Origin of the sequence: Phaeobacter sp., assembly GCF_022825805.1 — a bacterium.
In the GTDB taxonomy this organism is placed as follows: Bacteria; Pseudomonadota; Alphaproteobacteria; order Rhodobacterales; family Rhodobacteraceae; genus Phaeobacter.
In genome coordinates, this window is sequence record NZ_JAJDWC010000107.1 from 26,939 (window position 1) to 44,860 (window position 17,922).

The following is a 17,922-nucleotide window of genomic DNA, read 5'->3' on the forward strand; positions in this document are numbered from 1 at the left end:
CCTAGCCGTGCCGCCTGCCTCTTGCAAGAGGCAAGGCGCAGCAGAGGCTGGCTTAGTCGAACTTCCGTGAAGGCGCCATGACCATGGCTTCGCCGAGCAGAACCTTTTTGCCATCCACCATGCAGCGGCAATCCAGCTTGACCCGTCGTTTGTCGATTTCAATTCCAGTGACCTCGACCTCAGCCAAAACCAGATCACCCGGGCGCACCGGTGCGAGGAATTTGAGCGACTGGCTCATGTAGATGGTGCCATGACCGGGCAACTGTTCGCCAATCACGGCTGATATCAGCCCGGCGGTCAGCATCCCGTGCGCGATGCGCCCCTGAAACATCGTATCCTGGGCATATGCCTCGTCCAGGTGCACCGGATTGTGGTCGGTCGAGACCTGAGCAAACATCTGGATGTCCTGATCGGTGATCTCTTTGCGCAGGTATCGCACCATGCCCATTTCGATATCTTCGATGCAGATGGTGCCGCGTGGAAAATTATCCAACATTTGGGTCTCCCGTTGTCTGGTGCGCGGGAGGCGACAGTTGCGAGGCAACAAAACCACCCATTATGCTATCTTCGGGTAATTTTATTACTTCGCAACTGCAGAAAATCAAGTGTTTTCTATTTCAGCGCAATTTCCCGATAAAATAGGTTGGCGCAGATTTTTCCTTTTGAAGGTAAAGCTCTAGCGCAGCGGGGTCGGGCTGTTTGTCGGTTTTTGTTTCTTTTGCGGCCAGTCCACCTGTGATGAAGAGTGAGTCCAGACCTTCGCCCATGGCGCCCGCAATGTCGGTTTGTGGCCCGTCGCCAATCGCAAGAATGTCCCGATCTGCGATATCTGCATCCATATCTGCCAAGCGGCGGCGGGCAAGATCATAGATCGGTGGGTGAGGTTTCCCGAAATACAGGCTTTCTCCACCCATTTCGGTGTAAAGCTGTGCCAGGGCACCGGCACACCATTCCCGCACCTCGCCACGGTCAACGATGATGTCCGGGTTGGCGCAGAGCAATTTCATGCCTTTTTGTTTGGCAAAGAGAAAGTCAGCGCGATTGACCTCCGGGTCGGCCAGCGTGTCAAACGGACCGCAGCAGACGATCCCCTCTGCTTCCTGCAGGGGCACACGGGTGATCTCAACCGGGTTTTCGATCACTTTCATTGGGTCGAAGAAACCCGAGTCCCGTTCCCATTCGCCCATGAAATAGACTTTCTCGCCCACTGCACCGCTGAGCATGGCCGCTCGCGCGGAATCGCCGGAGGTTGCAATCGTGTCATAGGCGTCATCGGGGACACCGAATTGCCCCAGCTGCGCCGCAACGCCAGCGCGTGGTTTGGGCGAGTTTGTCACCAGAACGACAATGCCCCCCCCGGCGCGATAGTTTTGCAGCGCGGCGACGGCCTCTGGATAGGCGGTGATCCCGTTGTGCACACAGCCCCAGAGGTCCACAAACAGCGCCTTATACTGGTGGGACACGTCTGCGAGAGAGGAAATGATCTGAGACATATGTAAGCCTTTCGCCGGGATGGTTCAGGGAAGATTTCTATGGGTGCTATGCCACGCAGGGAGATCTTTGGCCAGTGGCGGGCAGGTGGTCGAGCAGAGCGGTTAGTGTGCGCCGTCACTGTTTGTCTGCAGCTAGGGCGGATGGATCCGGTGTCTATCCGCCACAGGTTTGCAGCTAAGGCTATGCCCAAAGTGCCGTGTGAGCGGGTTCGAGACAGAAAAAAGGCGCCAGATGTGGCGCCTTTTGAACAGTCAGGCCTTTATGATCGCAGCCCCAGCGGCTGTGATCAGACCTTCAGGTTTGGAATGATCTGTTTCTTGCGGGACATCACGCCCGGCAGAACAACAGTGTCGCCTTCGGCGGTTGCATCGAAGCTCTTGGCGGCGACGGTCTTAACCAGGTCATTCGGAACAAGCAGCGTCGCTTCTTCGTTCAGGATATCGACCACAAACAGCAACACCTGATCGACGCCATCTTCTGTTGCGACTGTGGTCATTGTTTCCATCAAGGACGCTTTGCGATCCAAAACGACGCCAGGCGCAGTGGTCTCCAGGACGGAGACGCGGAATTTTGTGCCGTCGACTTCGTATTCTTTGGAATCCATCCGCAGCAGTTCAGCATCCGAGAAGGCCGAGACATCAGATTTGGCGGCAAACATGTCAGCTGCGTAGTCAGAAATCTCAACGCCCAGATCCTCGGCCAGGCTGTAGGCAATGGCCTTGTCTTCCTGTGTGGTGGTTGGCGAGCGGAATTCCAGAGTATCGCTGAGAATGCAGGTCAGCATCGCGCCTTTGATCTCGCGTGGGGCTTGCGCCAGGTCTGCGCCGATCATTTTCCACATGATGGTCGCGGTGCAGGCTACGGGTTCGATGCGAATGTTGATCGGACCTTTGGTCTCCAGGCCACCCACCAGTTTGTGGTGGTCGATGATTTCCCGGATGTCCGCGCCGTTGATATTGGCAGGCAGCTCAGCTGGGTTGTTTGTGTCCACAATCACAACAGGCTGATCATCGGCGACGTCCGCGATGATCTCTGGCTTGTCGAGGCCCCAGTGCTGCAGCATGAACGCCGCTTCTGTGTTGGGCTCACCCAACAGTTTGGGGGCCGCGTCAGTGCCTTTGATCTGGTTGAGATACCAGGACCAGACAATAGCAGAGCCGGTGGAGTCGGTGTCGGGGGATTTATGGCCGAAGACGAAGGTGGTCATAACATGTGTCCTATGCAGAAGCCGGAATTTGGCGGTCTTATAGGGGCGGGCTGTTGGCTTGTCACCCCGGCCCTTTGTTCCTTGTGGATATGATCGGTGGGGTAGGGCCGATGGGATCGGGGGCACTGGTGCCATACGGTTGGTATATCGGTCGCGCATGGTAGCTGCGCGAACGGGTTTCCCTTGCCCCGGGACGCAGATACCATGTGGCCATGGACCGCGAAGATCAGCTTTACCCGCCTGTGAAGGCTCTGTTGGAACGCCAAGGTTACACCGTCAAAGGCGAGGTGGGCGCCGCCGATGTCGTGGCCGTGCGTGGCACGGAACCTCCGGTGATTGTCGAAATGAAGCTGCGGTTTTCCTTATCCTTGTTTCATCAGGCGATCACACGGCTGGCAGTCACGGATTTGGTATACATCGCCGTGCCAAAGCCCAGTGGCCGTCAGGCCCGGCGGATGATGAAGGACAATCTGGCGCTGTGTCGGCGTTTGGGCCTGGGTCTGATCACTGTCCTGCCTGATGGGCGCACAGAGGTGCCTTGCGATCCGGGACCTTATGCCCCGCGTAAGTCGCGCCAGAAACAGGCCCGGCTGCTGCGTGAATTTGACAGGCTGCAGGGTGATCCCAACGCGGGCGGTGCCACACGACATGGGCTGGTCACAGCCTATCGTCAGGACGCCCTGCGCTGTGCAAGCTATCTTGCGGTGCACGGGCCCAGCAAAGGTGCTGAGGTGGCAAAGGCCGCACAGGTGCCTACGGCAACGCGGTTGATGGCGGACAACCACTATGGTTGGTTCGAACGGGTCAAAACCGGCATTTATCAGCTGACGGAGGCGGGACAGCAGGGGCTTGTGCACTGGGCCTATAGTTTCGAGCCCGTTGGAGAAGCAGGTGAACTCTGACTGCAGCTTGGCTGCATTCTGTGAGCGGCGGAAAAAACCCGCGCAAACGTCTAAAAAAAATGATCCGCTCCTGTTGACACGCTCAGATTGGCTGCCTAGCTATTTCGCTGTTAGCACTCATTAGAGGGGAGTGCTAATACTCCGGGCCTCGAGCCTGGGGGGAGAAAACAACCTTTGAGCCTTTAAGGAGCTACAAAGATGGCATTGAAACCGCTTCACGACCGCGTGCTGGTGCGTCGCACCGAAAGCGAAGAAAAAACCGCCGGTGGCCTGATCATTCCTGATTCCGCCAAAGAAAAGCCGAGCGAAGGCGTTGTCGTTGCAACCGGCGAAGGCGCTCGCAAGGACAGCGGTGAGCTGATCGCAATGGCCGTGAACGAGGGTGACCGCATCCTGTTCGGCAAGTGGTCCGGCACCGAAGTCAACGTCGACGGCGAAGAGCTGCTGATGATGAAAGAAAGCGACATCATGGGTGTGATCGTCTGAGCTGACGCTCCGATTCATTCAAGTTCGCAAAACACATATTCTCAAGGAGAGTGAATAATGGCTGCTAAGGACGTCAAATTCGACACCGATGCCCGTAACCGTATGCTGAACGGCGTCAACATTCTGGCTGATGCTGTGAAAGTGACCCTGGGCCCCAAAGGCCGCAACGTGGTTCTGGACAAATCCTTCGGCGCTCCGCGCATCACCAAAGACGGTGTGTCCGTGGCGAAGGAAATCGAGCTGGAAGACAAGTTCGAGAACATGGGCGCCCAGATGGTGAAGGAAGTTGCTTCCCGCACCAACGACGAAGCCGGCGACGGCACCACCACTGCAACCGTTCTGGCTCAGGCAATCGTCAAAGAAGGCCTGAAGCAGGTTGCAGCCGGCCTGAACCCGATGGACCTCAAGCGCGGCATCGACACCGCAACCGCCAAAGTGGTTGAGAGCCTGAAAGACATGGCACGCGAAGTCAAAGACTCTGCTGAAGTTGCACAGGTCGGCACCATCTCCGCCAACGGCGAAGCAGAAATCGGCAACCAGATTGCTGACGCGATGCAGAAAGTCGGCAACGAAGGTGTGATCACCGTCGAAGAGAACAAAGGCCTGGAAACCGAGACAACTGTTGTCGAAGGCATGCAGTTCGACCGTGGCTACCTGTCCCCTTACTTCGTCACCAACGCAGACAAAATGGTCGCGGACCTCGATGACTGCATGATCCTGCTGCACGAGAAGAAACTGTCTTCGCTGCAGGCAATGGTGCCGCTGCTGGAGCAAGTGATCCAGTCGCAGAAGCCGCTGCTGATCATCGCAGAAGATGTCGAAGGTGAAGCGCTGGCAACCCTCGTGGTGAACAAGCTGCGCGGTGGCCTGAAAATCGCTGCTGTGAAAGCACCTGGCTTCGGTGACCGCCGTAAAGCCATGCTGCAGGACATCGCGATCCTGACCGGTGGTCAGGTCATCTCCGAAGATCTGGGCATGAAGCTCGAAAATGTCACCATGGACATGCTGGGCACCGCCAAGAAGGTCGAAATCACCAAAGACGAAACCACCATCGTGGACGGTGCCGGTGAGAAAGCAGAGATCGAAGCCCGCGTGGGTCAGATCCGTGCCCAAATCGAAGAGACCTCTTCCGATTACGACCGTGAAAAGCTGCAAGAGCGCGTTGCCAAACTGGCAGGCGGTGTTGCTGTGATCCGCGTCGGTGGCATGACCGAAGTGGAAGTGAAAGAGCGCAAAGACCGCGTTGACGATGCACTGAACGCAACCCGTGCTGCGGTACAGGAAGGCGTCATCGTTGGTGGTGGTGTTGCTCTGGTTCAGGCTGGCAAAGCGCTGGACGGTCTGGAAGCAGCAAACGCCGACCAAAACGCCGGTATCGCAATTGTCCGCAAGGCAATCGAAGCGCCTCTGCGTCAGATCGCAGAAAACGCAGGCGTCGACGGTGCCGTGGTTGCAGGCAAGATCCGCGAAAGCAGCGAATCTTCCTTCGGCTTCAACGCTCAGACCGAAGAATATGGCGACATGTTCTCCTTCGGCGTGATCGATCCGGCCAAAGTGACCCGCACCGCTCTGGAAGACGCGGCATCGGTTGCAGGCCTGCTGATCACCACCGAAGCCATGGTTGCTGACAAACCGTCCAAAGACGGTGGCGCAGCAGGCGGCGGCATGCCCGACATGGGCGGCATGGGCGGCATGGGCGGCATGATGTAATCACGGATCCCAACGGGATTTGTGATGCGGCGACAGCTGGTTGGCCAGAAGGTCAACTCGCTAGGTGCCCACCGCTAATGACTGCAAGATTTGGGGCTGCTTTCGGGCGGCCCTTTTTCTGTTTCAGGTCCTGTCAACTTTGGTACTTGTCAATTTGTGGTCCTTTGGTTTTGTGGGGCTGGGCGTCCTTGGGCCGGGAATTTGGCGTGCCTGTAAATTCTGCGTCCAGGCAGACTGTCGGGCGTGGATGACCACGACATGTTCATTGGCATACGCGCTGCCCCGCGTATTTTTCTCTGGCGTGACGGGGGCACAGGCGGTAGCTGCGCCATATGCGTTTGATCTCTCTTGTCTCTCTCACCATGGTGGCTTTTGCCGCGAACTCTGTGCTGGGCCGATTGGCCATCGGTGGCAGCTATATGGAGGCCAACCTCTTCGGTTTGCTGCGGCTGTTGTCTGGGGCAGGGGTTCTGTTGCTGCTGTGTCGTTTGCAAAACGTGGCGCTGCCCTGGGCACCTGTGCAGACCCTATGGGGGGGCGGTGCACTGACCCTTTATATTGTCGGGTTTTCGATGGCGTATCAGGATCTCGACGCTGGGTTGGGCGCATTGATCCTGTTTGGTGTTGTTCAGGTGGCCATGTTCGGCTGGGGGGCAATGCGCGGGGCTGTGGTCTCTGCTGGCCAGATTGCTGGCGCGGTATTGGCTCTTATGGGGCTCGCTATTGTGGTCTGGCCCACCAGCGATGCGGTCGTGGCTCCGTTTACAGCGACTGTATTGATGACATTGGCAGGGATCGGCTGGGCTGCCTACAGCCTTCTTGGGCGCAGTGCCACGGCGCCTTTGGCGACAACAGCGATCAATTTTGCTGCGGCGACCGTGATCATGCTGCCGTTATCCTTTGTGCTGGCGACAGACGTGGTTGTTTCTGTCGAGGGCGTGTTGCTCGCCCTGCTGTCGGGGGCTGTGACATCTGGGCTGGGCTATGCGCTGTGGTATGCAGTGTTACCTGCGCTTTCCGCCGCTGTTGCGGCAACCGTGCAGCTGTCGGTGCCAGTCCTGGCAATTCTGGCCGGAGCGCTGTTGCTTGGGGAAGATATCGGTCTGCGCCTGGCGCTTGGGTCTGTTGCTGTGCTAGGCGGGATCGCTGTCGTCATACGGCTTGCTCCACCGAAGCCAAAGCCTGTCTCACCTGAGGCAATGGTGAAACGCTGAGAGCTGGCGCGCGGGTGCCATCATTTCCCCTTTTGATCCATCAACCGGCGACCTATGTCAGGGGGCATGACAAAACCCGTTCCTGCAAATTCGTTCCTGGCCCTTCGACGCGCGCTGACCGGCGTTATTGGGCTCGCGGCGACAGTGCTGCCCGTATCTGCGGCGGCGGATTGTGCTGTTTTACTGCATGGTTTGGCGCGCAGCGAATACTCCCTTGCGGTTATGGAAACCGTGCTCGAGGCGCAGGGCTGGTCCGTTGTAACGCCGGGCTATCCCTCAACGGAAAAGGCGGTCGCCGCGTTGGCAGACAGCACTTTGCCCGCCGCATTTGCGCGCTGCGAGGCAGAGCTGGAGCTGGGCGAGGCGATCCATGTGGTGACCCATTCCATGGGCGCGATTTTGCTGCGCCACTGGCTGCAGAGCGCAAAACCCGATCGATTGGGTCGCACAGTAATGCTGGCACCGCCCAATCAGGGCAGCGAACTGGTCGACGCGTTGGGCGATTGGGAGGTGTTTGGTCTGATCAACGGTCCTGCAGGTTTGCAGTTGGGAACAGGCGAGCAGAGCGTTCCCAAGCGTTTGCCCGATGTCGATTTCCCCGTTGGGGTCATCGCAGGCGATGTGTCGCTGAACCCTGTGTTCTCGAACATTATCCCCGGGCCAGATGATGGTAAGGTGTCCGTCACCAGCACAAAGGTCGCAGGCATGGCGGATCATCTCGTGCTGCCCGTGACCCATACCTTCATGATGAACAACCCGCAGGTCATTGCGCAAACGATTCATTTTCTTGAACACGGCCGCTTTGATCCGAACATGACCTGGTTTGATTCAGTGGCTGGACAAGAGAGCGAAGCTTGTGACAGACGGCCATGTTCAGAGGATCAGGACAGGAGCGATACGGAATGAACACGAGCAGTCTGGCGCTGACGCTGACGGGTGGGGATATCCTGCGCCCAGACGGGCTGGAGCATGGCGGAGAGATCAGTTTCGCAGACGGTCTCATCCAACCGGACCGTGCGGCGCGCTGTGTCGATCTGCACGGGTTTCGTGTGATGCCGGGCATTGTGGATCCGCACGGTGATGGGTTCGAACGCCATCTCGCTCCGCGCCGCGGTGCCATGAAACAGATGGGCGAAGGCATCATTGCCGCCGCTGCAGAGCTGGCGGCAAACGGCATCACTACCGCTGTTCTGGCGCAGTTCTATTCCTGGGAGGGTGGGCTGCGTGGGCCCGAGTTTGCTGGGCAGGTGTTCGAGGGCATTCAATCCGCGCGGCCAAAGGTCGTGACGGAGCTGATCCCGCAGTTGCGGTTCGAAATTCACCTGCTGGACGCCTATGCCACGTTGCCCGCGCAGATCGCGCATTGGGACATTCCCTATGTCGTGTTCAACGATCATCTCCCGCATGACCGATTGGCAGCGGGGAAAAAGCCACCACGGTTGACCGGTCAGGCGCTGAAGGCCGGTCGCAATCCGGAGGTGCATTGGCAAATGCTGAAGGACCTCCATGCGCAGAAATCACAGGTCGCACCGGCCTTGGACCAGCTTACGGCGGAGCTGCGGGCCAATGGTGTGTGCCTCGGCAGTCATGACGATCAGGGGGCGGCAGATCGCGCGACATGGCGCAACCGCGGAGTATCGATTTCGGAGTTTCCCGAAACACTGGAGGCCGCGTCTGCGGCCCGCGATGGTGGGGATGCCATCATTCTCGGCTCTCCGAATGTGGTGCGCGGAGGCTCCCATAAGGGCAATGCCTCGGCCATTGATCTGATCGCAATGGGGCTTTGTGATGCGCTGGCGTCGGACTACCACTACCCAAGCCCGCGGCGGGCTGCCCTGATGCTGGCGGCCACGGGGCTCTTGCCGATTGAGCAGGCGTGGGCGTTGATCTCAGAAGGGCCTGCCCGGATACTTGGCCTTCAAGACCGCGGGCGGCTTGAGGTTGGCAAACGGGCGGATCTGGTGATTTTGGATGCCAGCGGTCAAATCGCAGCCACCATCGTTGGCGGGCGTGTGAGCTATATGTCCGGCGAGATTGCCACGCGGTTTATGTCCTGATCGCTGCCTTGGCCGAACGCAAGGTGCCATTGGTCGCTGCGAGAGCGATCCTCGTGGGCACCGAATGGGCATTGGCCGGTGGGCCGACCAGCCAACGCCATCACAGCCTATCTGTGTTGTGTGGACGAAAGGGTCAGTTGGCGGTGCGGCTGACCCGGTTCACATGGCCCATCTTGCGCCCAGGCTTTGCGTCGGCTTTGCCATAGAGGTGAATGGCGCAGTCAGCGGTTGCCGCCAGTTCTGCAACACGGTCCACGTCTGCGCCGATCAGGTTTTCCATCACCACATCGCTGTGTCGTTGCCCGTCCCCAAGCGGCCAGCCGACCACAGCGCGGATATGTTGCTCGAACTGATCCACGCAGCAGCCATTCTGCGTCCAGTGGCCGGAGTTGTGTACCCTGGGTGCGATTTCATTCACGATCAGGCCCGCAGGGGTCACAAACAGTTCCACCCCCAGAACGCCGACATAATCAAGCGCGTTCAAAATCTTGCCGGCCATGAGCACGGCATCCATCCGTAGGCTGGTGTTCAACCGGGCGGGCACGGTTGTGGTGTGGAGAATGCCGTCGCGGTGCACATTCTCGCCGGGATCAAAACAGGCGATGTCACCGGCCACGCCGCGGGCTGCAATCACGGACACTTCGTGGCTGAAGTCCACAAACCCCTCCAGGATCGAAGGCGCACCCGCCATCGCTGCGAGCGCGGTTTCAGCCTCGTCGGCGGATTTGATCCGAGCCTGCCCCTTGCCATCATAGCCGAACCGGCGGGTTTTCAGGATCGATGGGGCGCCAATTGATGCAAGCGCCGCTGCCAGGCTTTGGTCATCGTCAACCGCAGCAAACGGCGCGGTTTTCAGGCCGAGATCTTGCAGAAACGTCTTTTCCGTCAGGCGATCTTGGCTGATGCGCAGCGCTTCGCGGCCCGGACGGATCGGTTTCAGCGTCTCCAGCAGATCCAGTGCAGATGTCGGGATGTTTTCAAATTCATAGGTGATGACATCAACGGCGGCAGCAAAATCTGTCAGCGCGGCGTGGTCTTCATAGCTCGCGGTGGTGACCTGGTCCGCAACCTGGCTGGCCGGGCATTGCGCGCTGGGTTCAAAGATATGCGCCTTGAAACCGAGTCGCGAGGCTGCGACCGACAGCATTCTGCCAAGTTGTCCACCGCCAAGGATGCCGATGGTTGCTCCGGGTGTCAGCGCATCAGTCATTGCTTGGCTCCTCCGGAATGGATGCCGACAGGTCGCTGCGCCACTGGTCGAGGCGCGTTGCCAGGGCTGCATCCTGCAGAGCCAGAATTCCGGCGGCCATCAATCCTGCATTTGCGGCGCCAGCGCTGCCGATGGCCATGGTTGCGACGGGGAACCCCTTTGGCATCTGGACGATGGAATAGAGCGAATCAACACCAGACAGCGCGCGGGTCTGAACCGGGACACCCACCACTGGCACGCGGGTTTTGGAGGCAACCATGCCCGGCAAATGCGCGGCACCACCGGCGCCCGCAATGATCACCTGCAGGCCGCGATCTGCGGCGGTCTTACCATAGTCCCACAGCCGGTCTGGCGTGCGGTGGGCCGATACGATTTTTGCCTCATAGGTGATGCCCAGCTCGCCCAATATGGTCGCCGCTTCTTTCATCGTGGGCCAGTCTGACTGGCTGCCCATGATTATGCCTACTTTGATGTCGTTGCTGGTCTCTGCCATCGGCGCGAATCCTGTCATGCGGCGGAGCGTTATTCCGCTCAGGTGGAGGAAGCGCGCACTATAGTGGGTGAGTCATATCACGCAATGCAGCAATGCATGCGACAGGCATTCTGCGGCGTTGCGAGCGCATGTTATCGCAAGCAGATGGGCAATTCACGCTGCGGTTCCGGCGTGTCACGGTCGTTCGTTCGGTGGGGTGTTTTGCCGGGCGCCTGGTCTGCAGCCAACCTGGTTCTGCCTCCCGCCAAGAGAATCAGGCGATGATGTCCGGTGTCAGGCGATCTTCGATGATCGAGATCTTGTCTTTCAGCACCAGTTTCTGTTTCTTGAGCCGCTGTATCGTCAGCTGATCGCTGGTCCCGCGCTCTTGCAGCGCTGTGATAGCCTCGTCCAGATCGCGATGCTGGGTGCGGAAAACCTCCAGCTCCACCTTCAGAACTTCGTCGGTTTTCATGGAAACATCGGTGGGGGCGTTCATAAGCGACTCGTTTGGCGGCGGCTGTGATTTTGGCAGAAGATACGCTCTTGAGGCCATTTGCGCTAGCGTTGCAACGTGTTGGGCTTGTGAAAATACTGAAAACACCCATATTCTTAACCATGTGGCTGCCAAATTGGGGCCAACAACAGACGTCGCTTTGGAATCAAGGACGAACATCGTGTCGAAACTTACACTTGGCTCGTACCCGCATATGTTGGGGTTTGAGCAATTGGAACGCCTCTTGGAGCGCTCGGCGAAGTCGGGCAACGAAGGCTATCCCCCTTACAATATCGAACAGACCTCCGATCATTCCTATCGGATCACCCTGGCCGTCGCCGGATTTGCAGAGGCGGATCTCGCGATCACGGTAGAGGACCGTCAATTGGTGATCCGTGGCCGTCAGGGCGATGACAGCGAGGGGCGTGTGTTCCTGCATCGTGGCATCGCGGCCCGTCAATTCCAGCGCATGTTTGTGCTGGCCGATGGTGTCGAAGTTGGTGAGGCGGTGATGGAAAACGGTCTGTTGCACGTTGATCTAACACGGGCTCGGCCAGAGACCGTTGTGCAGACCATAAACATCAGAAAGGGGTAATTGATATGCAGACACCAAAATTCGCAGAGGATCTCGACAGCCGCGTTGTCTATGTCAAAACGGTTGAGGTTGCCGATCTCCCCGAAGAGGTGCAGGCAGGCGCAAATGGGCAAACGCAGCTTTATGCATTGCATGATGCGGCAGGCGCGCAGCTCGCACTGGTAAGCGACAGGCGCATGGCGTTTGTCTTGGCGCGTCAGCATGATTACGCGCCGGTGCCGGTGCACTGACCTGCTGCTGCGGGCTTAGTCTCGTATTCTGATCTCGAAGAGTGTTGAGGGCGCAGGTTCAGCGCCCTTTTTTGATGCTTTGATCCTGCGGTATGGCGCGCAGCTTAGCCTCCGCAGCTATGGCCAGTTGCGGCCCCAGATCGCCCGGACCTGAGCCTAGTTGGGCAGACACCAGTGCGTTATGTCAGAGTGCCGGTCACCCGTGGTGATACCCGGCACGATAAGTTTGACGACAAAACAAATATGGGGGCTACAATGCAGTTTTCGTTTGATTGGGTGGATGCCTTTGCGGACCGCGCCTTTGGCGGCAACGGTTGCGCCGTTGTGCATGAGGCAGCGCATCTGCCAGAGGAGGTGTGCACCGCCTATGTGCGTGAGACATCCTTGGTTGAATGCACATTTACCGGCCCTTCGACTATTGCCGACGTCAAAGTGCGTTACTTTCTGGCCTCTCGTGAAATTCCATTTGCGGGTCACCCGACGCTCGCAACGGTGGCCGCGCTGCGGGATCGCGGATTTATGAAGGGCGATGAGATCACGCTGGAAACCGGCGCGGGGCTGGTCCGGGTGGTTGCTGATGGCGGTATGTTCGAAATGACCCAGATCGCCCCGCAGTTTGGGGTGTTTGCCGACCTAGAGCTGGTTGCTGCCGCTGTTTCCTTGCCACGCGAGGCGATTTTGGGCCGACCACAGAAAGTGTCTACTGGCCTGCCGTTTTGCATCACAGTGTTGCGCAGCCATGAGGATCTGGCGGCGGCGCGTTTGAATCTGGAGGCCATGGCGCGACTGGGTCAGTCTATCGGTGCCAGTGGCATCGATATGATGGAGCCGTTTTTGGTGGCTCTTGGGGGCGCAACAGCGGCCGGTGATACGTATTCCCGTCTTTTGATGGCCCCGCCAAGCCCGCCTGAGGATCCATTTACCGGCTCGGCTACAGGGGCAATGGCGGCTTATCTTTGGCGGCATGGCCTGATGGAGAAAGCGCAGTTTGTCGCCGAGCAGGGGCATGGGCTTGGTCGCCCTGGACAGGCGCAGGTGACGCGGGTTGGCACGCCAGATGATATCCAAGGTGTCAAAGTCGCGGGGCAGGGCTTCGTGCTTATGCGCGGGAGCGTCGATCTGCCGGATCAGCTGCCGCGATAGCTGCACAGAACAGGGGATCAGCCGCACCGCTTATTGCATTGGTCCAAATGCAGCAAAGGCCGCCCATCAGGGCGGCCTTCTCTTGTTTCAAAACCAGCGGGGATCACCCGGCGATCAGCCCCATGTTTTCCAGTTTCAGCAGAACCTGATGGGCGCAGTTGTCGACATCGACGTTCTCGGTCTCGACCGACAGCTCCGGGTTCTGGGGCACATCATAGGGGTCGGAAATACCAGTGAATTCCTTGATCTTGCCTTCGCGGGCCAATTTGTAGAGCCCTTTGCGGTCGCGGCGCTCGCATTCCTCGATCGAGGTGGCGACGTGAACCTCCACAAATGCGCCAAAGTTCTCAACATCCTCACGCACTGCACGACGGGTGGTCGCATAGGGCGCAATCGGCGCACAGATGGCGATACCGCCGTTCTTGGTGATCTCGCTCGCCACATAGCCGATGCGGCGAATGTTCAGATCCCGGTGCTCTTTGGAAAAGCCGAGTTCGGAGCTGAGGTTCTTGCGCACGATGTCGCCGTCCAGCAGCGTCACGGGCCGGCCGCCCATTTCCATCAGCTTCACCATCAACGCGTTGGCAATGGTGGATTTGCCGGAACCGGAAAAGCCAGTGAAGAACACAGTGAAACCCTGCTGTGAGCGCGGTGGCTTGGTGCGGCGCAGTTCCTTCACAACCTCAGGGAAGGAGAACCATTCCGGGATTTCCAGGCCTTCGGCCAAGCGGCGGCGCAATTCGGTGCCCGAGATGTTCAGGATGGTGACGGAATCTTTGTCCTCGATCTCGTCAGCCGGTTCATATTGGGCGCGTTCCTGCACGTAGACCATGTGTTTGAAGTCGACCATGGTGATGCCGATTTCATCTTCGTGTTCGCGGAACAGATCCTGGGCATCATAGGGACCATAGAAATCTTCGCCTGCGGAGTTTTTGCCCGGACCCGCGTGATCACGGCCCACGATGAAATGGGTGCACCCGTGGTTGCGGCGGATGATGCCGTGCCAGACGGCTTCGCGTGGGCCTGCCATGCGCATGGCCAGGTTCAGCAGCGACATGGAGGTTGTGGCCGCCGGGTATTTGTCCAGCACGGCTTCATAGCAACGCACGCGGGTGAAGTGGTCCACGTCACCAGGTTTGGTCATGCCGACAACCGGGTGGATCAGCAGGTTTGCCTGGGCTTCGCGGGCGGCACGGAACGTCAGCTCCTGGTGGGCGCGGTGCAGCGGGTTGCGGGTCTGGAACGCCACAACTTTGCGCCAGCCCATTTTGCGGAAATAGGCGCGCAACTCGTTGGGGGTGTCGCGGCGACCACGGAAATCATAGTGGACCGGCTGTTGGATCCCGGTCACCGGGCCACCGAGATAGATTTTCCCGGCCTGATTGTGCAGGTAGTTCACTGCCGGATGGGCATCGTCGTCGGCGCCAAACACTTTTTCGGCTTCGTGGGATTTGTTTGGCTCCCAGCGATCGGTCACGGTCATCGTGCCCAGGATCACGCCTTCCTGGTCGCGCAGGGCAATGTCTTCACCGATTTCAAGCGATGCGGCAAAGTCTTCGGATACGTCGAGGGTGATTGGCATCGGCCACAGGGTGCCGTCGGCCAGGCGCATGTTGTCGACGACGCCGTTGTAGTCGGCTTCGCTCAGAAAGCCTTTGAGCGGGTTGAAGCCGCCGTTCATCAGCAATTCGAGGTCGCAGATCTGGCGCGGGCTCAGATCGTGGCTTTTCAAGGCGGCAGCCTCGACTTTCAGTTTCTGAGCAGAGTCATAAGACACATAAAGCTCGGGGATGGGGGCAAGGTTGTTTTGCATCAACTTGGTCCTGTATTTGAAAGGGGCGAGGCCGCTGGTTGTGCCAGTGAGTTCGGCATGCAGGGCGTCATATTCGGCAAATTTGCGGGCGAGAAACTGGTCGGTCAGCCGGATCTTTTCAGCCGCTCCACGGGTGGTGAGCGCATAGGCAAACCGCTGGCGTCGATCTGGGCCGGGCCGCTCGCTGATTTTGACCAGTCCGGCCGTCGCTGCTGCGCGCAGCTGTGCGTTCAGTCGCCCAAGGGAAATGCCCAATGCAGCAGCCGTGGCCCGCTGCGAAGCATCGGGCGCTTTGTCGAGCTGTGCCAGAATACGAAAGAGCAGGTCTTCGTCTTCCAGGCTTGGTTGGGCGGGTTTAGGCGTCATTGCGGCGACTCAGAGTGTGTTCATGCGTGAACACATTTCACGAATTGCCTTGGTGGCAAAGATAATTCCACCAAGGCGTGTGTGAAAAAGACTGCTGTCCCCAATCTGCAACGCCCAAAGAACAGCGATCAGTCATTGCGCATGTGGGTGGAACAGTGGTTTGCCAAAAAATGTGCGTTCAGGCCCAGTTACTCAGCCGCGAAGCCCCAGCCATCAGGTCGGAAGCCAAATTCAAGTGCGGTGCGGGTGGCCAGTTCTTCCACCATCCAAATGGCAGTACCCGACAGGATCTGATCGGGCATTGTCGCGATCAGGGTCGCAGGCTCATCGCCCTCCGCCTCGGCCCATTGGGTGACAAAGCCAAGATCAGCAAGGGCGTGCGCGAGGGGTTGCCAATCCGTATCGCCTGCACCGGGCAGGAAAAACAGATCCAGATCCGCCTCAGCAGGGATCGGGCCTTCTGCTTGCAAATCAGAAAAGGCCGAGAGTGTCTCGGCCTTTTGGGTGTCAAAATCATGCGACACTGCGCTCACTCCTGCTCGGCTAGGAAGCGCTCGGCATCCAGAGCAGCCATACAGCCCATGCCCGCGGATGTAACAGCCTGACGGTACTTGTGATCGGTCAGGTCGCCCGCAGCGAAGATGCCGGGGATCGACGTCTCCGATGTGCCAGGTGTGACCTGGATGTAGCCGCCGTTGTGGGTCTCCAGAACATCTTTGACCAGTTCATTGGCAGGCGCGTGGCCGATGGCGACAAACACACCTTTGCAGGGGATATCGGTGATCTCACCGGTTTCGACGTGTTTTACCCGAACGCCTTCGACGCCCAGCGGGCTTTCGGAGCCATAGACCTCATCCAGTTCATGAAACCACAGCGGCTCGATCTTTTCGTTCTTCATCAACCGGTCCTGCAGGATTTTCTCTGCCCGCAGTTCGTCCCGGCGGTGGATCAGAGTGACCTTGGAGGCAAAGTTGGTCAGGAACAGTGCCTCTTCGACCGCTGTGTTGCCGCCGCCAATGACAACGATTTCCTGGCCGCGGTAGAAGAACCCGTCGCAGGTGGCACAGGCAGAAACGCCGAATCCTTTGAACTTCTCCTCCGATGGCAGGCCGAGCCATTTGGCCCGTGCGCCCGTCGCCAGAATGACTGCGTCTGCGGTGTAGGTCGTGCCGCTGTCACCTTTGGCCACGAAGGGGCGCTGGCTGGTGTCGAGGGACGAAATGATGTCACCGATGATTTCGGTGCCCATGGCGCGGGCGTGGGCTTCCATGTTGACCATCAGGTCTGGGCCCTGAATTTCGGTGTTGCCCGGCCAGTTTTCCACCTCGGTGGTGGTGGTCAGCTGCCCGCCCGGCTCGATGCCCTGAACCAGAATCGGCTCCAGCATGGCACGGCTGGCGTAGACGCCGGCTGTATATCCGGCTGGGCCGGACCCAATGATCAGAACCTTGGTGTGGCGCGTTTCGCTCATCTCATATCCCCAATAGACGCATAGGCGGTCTTGCCGCCGTCAGGCAAAGCATATAGCTGCAGGATGCACCGTCTTAAAGCCCCGCAAAGGCAAAGCCGGTTATTCCACAAATCAAAGCAGCGCGTCTTGTTTCCGCGGCGCTTTCGCCTAAATCCTGTCAGCTGCAGAAGAATGTTGCGCAGTTTTGAAACAATATTGCGCACTTTGTCGATGTGGCTATAATAAACGCAATAAGAAATCAGGAGTCTTCATATGGTCACAACACGTCTTGATCCGATTGATCGCAAGATTTTGTCGGAGCTGCAGGCTGATGGTCGTATGACCAATGTTGAATTGGCCAAACGTGTTGGAATTTCCGCGCCGCCCTGTTTGCGCCGGGTCCGCTCGCTCGAAGAGGCGGGGTTGATCCGCGGCTATCATGCTGAGGTCAACTCGCGAGAGCTGGGCTTCGAGGTTCAGGTGTTTGCGATGGTCGGGCTGGAAAGTCAGGCAGAAGCGGAACTGAGCGCGTTTGAAGGCAAATGCCGTGATTGGCCGCTGGTTCGCGAATGTCACATGCTGAACGGCGAAGTTGACTTCATTCTGAAATGCGTTGCGCCTGATCTCAGCACGTTCCAGAGCTTTCTGACCAATGATCTTTTGACCACCCCGAATGTGGCAAGCGTGAAAACATCGCTTGTGATCCGCGGTGCAAAAGACGAACCCGGTGTGCCGTTTGACGTCCTGGAACAACGGCTGGCGCGCGACGCTTAAGGTGCTGTTGGCGCGCCACTAGGGAGCGTCGGGCTGACGTTGCAGACGTTCAGAACACTGGTGAAAAGTGCCGGATAGCGAAACCCGCCGGGTGGCGCAGACGTAAGGTTTGCCAATTGTCTGGGCCTGTCAGGCGAGACGTCAGCGTTCGTCCGGTTGCTGACCCTAATGCATTGAGCCCTTATGTTGAGGCATATCCTGCATCGCAGAAGTAGTTGTAGCATTCGTCTGGGGTGAAGAGGTCGCAGACTTCGGCAAGCGCGTCGAACATCTGGTCGAAGGTTCTGGCTCCGATACGCCTGA

At 58.5% G+C, this 17,922-nt stretch carries 19 protein-coding genes; 10 read left to right on the plus strand and 9 right to left on the minus strand.

The annotated features are described in order from the left end of the window. Nucleotides 1-52 precede the first annotated feature (52 nt). From Q0C28_RS12220 to Q0C28_RS12230, 3 genes are all read right to left on the minus strand, one after another. On the minus strand, nt 53-496 hold the full coding sequence (locus Q0C28_RS12220) for a MaoC family dehydratase (protein WP_293576163.1): 444 nt from the start codon (nt 494-496) through the stop codon (nt 53-55). A 121-nt stretch (nt 497-617) separates the two neighbouring features. Beyond that, entirely contained in the window at nt 618-1,493 is an 876-nt protein-coding gene (locus tag Q0C28_RS12225; protein ID WP_293576165.1) for a TIGR01459 family HAD-type hydrolase, read from the minus strand. A 287-nt stretch (nt 1,494-1,780) separates the two neighbouring features. Then, nucleotides 1,781-2,701, minus strand: coding sequence for a manganese-dependent inorganic pyrophosphatase (locus Q0C28_RS12230; RefSeq protein ID WP_293576167.1), 921 nt, complete (start codon nt 2,699-2,701; stop codon nt 1,781-1,783). 212 nt (nt 2,702-2,913) lie between these two features. Between Q0C28_RS12230 and Q0C28_RS12235 the strand changes: the two genes are divergently transcribed. From Q0C28_RS12235 to Q0C28_RS12260, 6 genes are all read left to right on the plus strand, one after another. Then, nucleotides 2,914-3,603 carry a DUF2161 domain-containing phosphodiesterase gene (locus Q0C28_RS12235; protein WP_293576169.1) on the plus strand — a complete coding sequence of 230 codons (690 nt, stop codon included), beginning with the start codon at nt 2,914-2,916 and terminating at the stop codon, nt 3,601-3,603. A gap of 198 nt (nt 3,604-3,801) precedes the next feature. Then, nucleotides 3,802-4,089 (plus strand): co-chaperone GroES, encoded by a 288-nt coding sequence (locus Q0C28_RS12240; RefSeq protein ID WP_293576171.1) that lies wholly within the window; start codon nt 3,802-3,804, stop codon nt 4,087-4,089. Nucleotides 4,090-4,146: 57 nt separating this feature from the next. Next, entirely contained in the window at nt 4,147-5,799 is a 1,653-nt protein-coding gene (gene groL, locus Q0C28_RS12245; RefSeq protein WP_293576173.1) for a chaperonin GroEL, read from the plus strand. Between the two features lie 332 nt (nt 5,800-6,131). After that, the gene (locus tag Q0C28_RS12250) at nt 6,132-7,013 is read left to right on the plus strand and encodes a DMT family transporter (protein ID WP_293576175.1); all 882 of its coding nucleotides are present in this window, start codon (nt 6,132-6,134) and stop codon (nt 7,011-7,013) included. 66 nt (nt 7,014-7,079) lie between these two features. Then, nucleotides 7,080-7,919: an alpha/beta fold hydrolase gene (locus Q0C28_RS12255; RefSeq protein WP_293576177.1), complete on the plus strand. Its 840-nt coding sequence runs from the start codon at nt 7,080-7,082 to the stop codon at nt 7,917-7,919. Next, nucleotides 7,916-9,070, plus strand: coding sequence for an alpha-D-ribose 1-methylphosphonate 5-triphosphate diphosphatase (locus Q0C28_RS12260; RefSeq protein WP_293576179.1), 1,155 nt, complete (start codon nt 7,916-7,918; stop codon nt 9,068-9,070). Before Q0C28_RS12255 ends, Q0C28_RS12260 begins: the two co-directional genes overlap by 4 nt. Before the next feature lie 133 nt (nt 9,071-9,203). On the opposite strand, the gene Q0C28_RS12265 is transcribed toward Q0C28_RS12260, so the two are convergent. The 3 genes from Q0C28_RS12265 to Q0C28_RS12275 form a co-directional block, all read right to left on the minus strand. Beyond that, entirely contained in the window at nt 9,204-10,280 is a 1,077-nt protein-coding gene (locus tag Q0C28_RS12265) for a 5-(carboxyamino)imidazole ribonucleotide synthase (RefSeq protein WP_293576181.1), read from the minus strand. Then, complete coding sequence (gene purE / locus Q0C28_RS12270) at nt 10,273-10,773, minus strand: 5-(carboxyamino)imidazole ribonucleotide mutase (RefSeq protein WP_293576183.1); 501 nt, start codon at nt 10,771-10,773, stop codon at nt 10,273-10,275. The genes Q0C28_RS12265 and purE overlap by 8 nt, the downstream gene beginning before the upstream one ends. A 253-nt stretch (nt 10,774-11,026) precedes the next feature. Next, nucleotides 11,027-11,251: a DUF465 domain-containing protein gene (locus tag Q0C28_RS12275; protein ID WP_293576185.1), complete on the minus strand. Its 225-nt coding sequence runs from the start codon at nt 11,249-11,251 to the stop codon at nt 11,027-11,029. Between the two features lie 178 nt (nt 11,252-11,429). Between Q0C28_RS12275 and Q0C28_RS12280 the strand changes: the two genes are divergently transcribed. From Q0C28_RS12280 to Q0C28_RS12290, 3 genes are all read left to right on the plus strand, one after another. Further along, the gene (locus Q0C28_RS12280; RefSeq protein ID WP_293576187.1) at nt 11,430-11,843 is read left to right on the plus strand and encodes an Hsp20 family protein; all 414 of its coding nucleotides are present in this window, start codon (nt 11,430-11,432) and stop codon (nt 11,841-11,843) included. Nucleotides 11,844-11,848: 5 nt separating this feature from the next. Next, on the plus strand, nt 11,849-12,073 hold the full coding sequence (locus tag Q0C28_RS12285; RefSeq protein ID WP_293576188.1) for a DUF1150 family protein: 225 nt from the start codon (nt 11,849-11,851) through the stop codon (nt 12,071-12,073). Between the two features lie 255 nt (nt 12,074-12,328). Further along, nucleotides 12,329-13,216 (plus strand): PhzF family phenazine biosynthesis protein, encoded by an 888-nt coding sequence (locus Q0C28_RS12290; RefSeq protein WP_293576190.1) that lies wholly within the window; start codon nt 12,329-12,331, stop codon nt 13,214-13,216. A 103-nt stretch (nt 13,217-13,319) separates the two neighbouring features. On the opposite strand, the gene Q0C28_RS12295 is transcribed toward Q0C28_RS12290, so the two are convergent. From Q0C28_RS12295 to trxB, 3 genes are all read right to left on the minus strand, one after another. Next, a complete protein-coding gene (locus tag Q0C28_RS12295) occupies nt 13,320-15,395 on the minus strand; it encodes a bifunctional sulfate adenylyltransferase/adenylylsulfate kinase (RefSeq protein WP_293576192.1) in 2,076 nt (691 codons plus the stop codon). A gap of 188 nt (nt 15,396-15,583) precedes the next feature. After that, nucleotides 15,584-15,919, minus strand: a complete 336-nt coding sequence (locus Q0C28_RS12300; protein ID WP_293576194.1) for a hypothetical protein — start codon at nt 15,917-15,919, stop codon at nt 15,584-15,586. A 5-nt stretch (nt 15,920-15,924) separates the two neighbouring features. Continuing rightward, complete coding sequence (trxB, locus tag Q0C28_RS12305) at nt 15,925-16,866, minus strand: thioredoxin-disulfide reductase (protein ID WP_293576196.1); 942 nt, start codon at nt 16,864-16,866, stop codon at nt 15,925-15,927. Nucleotides 16,867-17,118: 252 nt separating this feature from the next. Between trxB and Q0C28_RS12310 the strand changes: the two genes are divergently transcribed. Continuing rightward, entirely contained in the window at nt 17,119-17,619 is a 501-nt protein-coding gene (locus tag Q0C28_RS12310; protein WP_293576198.1) for an Lrp/AsnC family transcriptional regulator, read from the plus strand. Nucleotides 17,620-17,922 lie beyond the last annotated feature (303 nt).

What these genes read in the sequence shown, in the direction of transcription:
- Q0C28_RS12240 (WP_293576171.1), top strand. Translation starts at nt 3,802, where the DNA reads ATGGCATTGAAACCGCTTCACGACCGCGTGCTGGTGCGTCGCACCGAA.
- Q0C28_RS12250 (WP_293576175.1), top strand. Translation starts at nt 6,132, where the DNA reads ATGCGTTTGATCTCTCTTGTCTCTCTCACCATGGTGGCTTTTGCCGCG.
- trxB (WP_293576196.1), bottom strand. Translation starts at nt 16,866, where the DNA reads ATGAGCGAAACGCGCCACACCAAGGTTCTGATCATTGGGTCCGGCCCA.
- Q0C28_RS12260 (WP_293576179.1), top strand. Translation starts at nt 7,916, where the DNA reads ATGAACACGAGCAGTCTGGCGCTGACGCTGACGGGTGGGGATATCCTG.
- groL (WP_293576173.1), top strand. Translation starts at nt 4,147, where the DNA reads ATGGCTGCTAAGGACGTCAAATTCGACACCGATGCCCGTAACCGTATG.
- Q0C28_RS12255 (WP_293576177.1), top strand. Translation starts at nt 7,080, where the DNA reads ATGACAAAACCCGTTCCTGCAAATTCGTTCCTGGCCCTTCGACGCGCG.
- purE (WP_293576183.1), bottom strand. Translation starts at nt 10,773, where the DNA reads ATGGCAGAGACCAGCAACGACATCAAAGTAGGCATAATCATGGGCAGC.
- Q0C28_RS12225 (WP_293576165.1), bottom strand. Translation starts at nt 1,493, where the DNA reads ATGTCTCAGATCATTTCCTCTCTCGCAGACGTGTCCCACCAGTATAAG.
- Q0C28_RS12310 (WP_293576198.1), top strand. Translation starts at nt 17,119, where the DNA reads ATGGTCACAACACGTCTTGATCCGATTGATCGCAAGATTTTGTCGGAG.
- Q0C28_RS12275 (WP_293576185.1), bottom strand. Translation starts at nt 11,251, where the DNA reads ATGAACGCCCCCACCGATGTTTCCATGAAAACCGACGAAGTTCTGAAG.
- Q0C28_RS12290 (WP_293576190.1), top strand. Translation starts at nt 12,329, where the DNA reads ATGCAGTTTTCGTTTGATTGGGTGGATGCCTTTGCGGACCGCGCCTTT.
- Q0C28_RS12230 (WP_293576167.1), bottom strand. Translation starts at nt 2,701, where the DNA reads ATGACCACCTTCGTCTTCGGCCATAAATCCCCCGACACCGACTCCACC.
- Q0C28_RS12220 (WP_293576163.1), bottom strand. Translation starts at nt 496, where the DNA reads ATGTTGGATAATTTTCCACGCGGCACCATCTGCATCGAAGATATCGAA.
- Q0C28_RS12295 (WP_293576192.1), bottom strand. Translation starts at nt 15,395, where the DNA reads ATGACGCCTAAACCCGCCCAACCAAGCCTGGAAGACGAAGACCTGCTC.
- Q0C28_RS12265 (WP_293576181.1), bottom strand. Translation starts at nt 10,280, where the DNA reads ATGACTGATGCGCTGACACCCGGAGCAACCATCGGCATCCTTGGCGGT.
- Q0C28_RS12285 (WP_293576188.1), top strand. Translation starts at nt 11,849, where the DNA reads ATGCAGACACCAAAATTCGCAGAGGATCTCGACAGCCGCGTTGTCTAT.
- Q0C28_RS12235 (WP_293576169.1), top strand. Translation starts at nt 2,914, where the DNA reads ATGGACCGCGAAGATCAGCTTTACCCGCCTGTGAAGGCTCTGTTGGAA.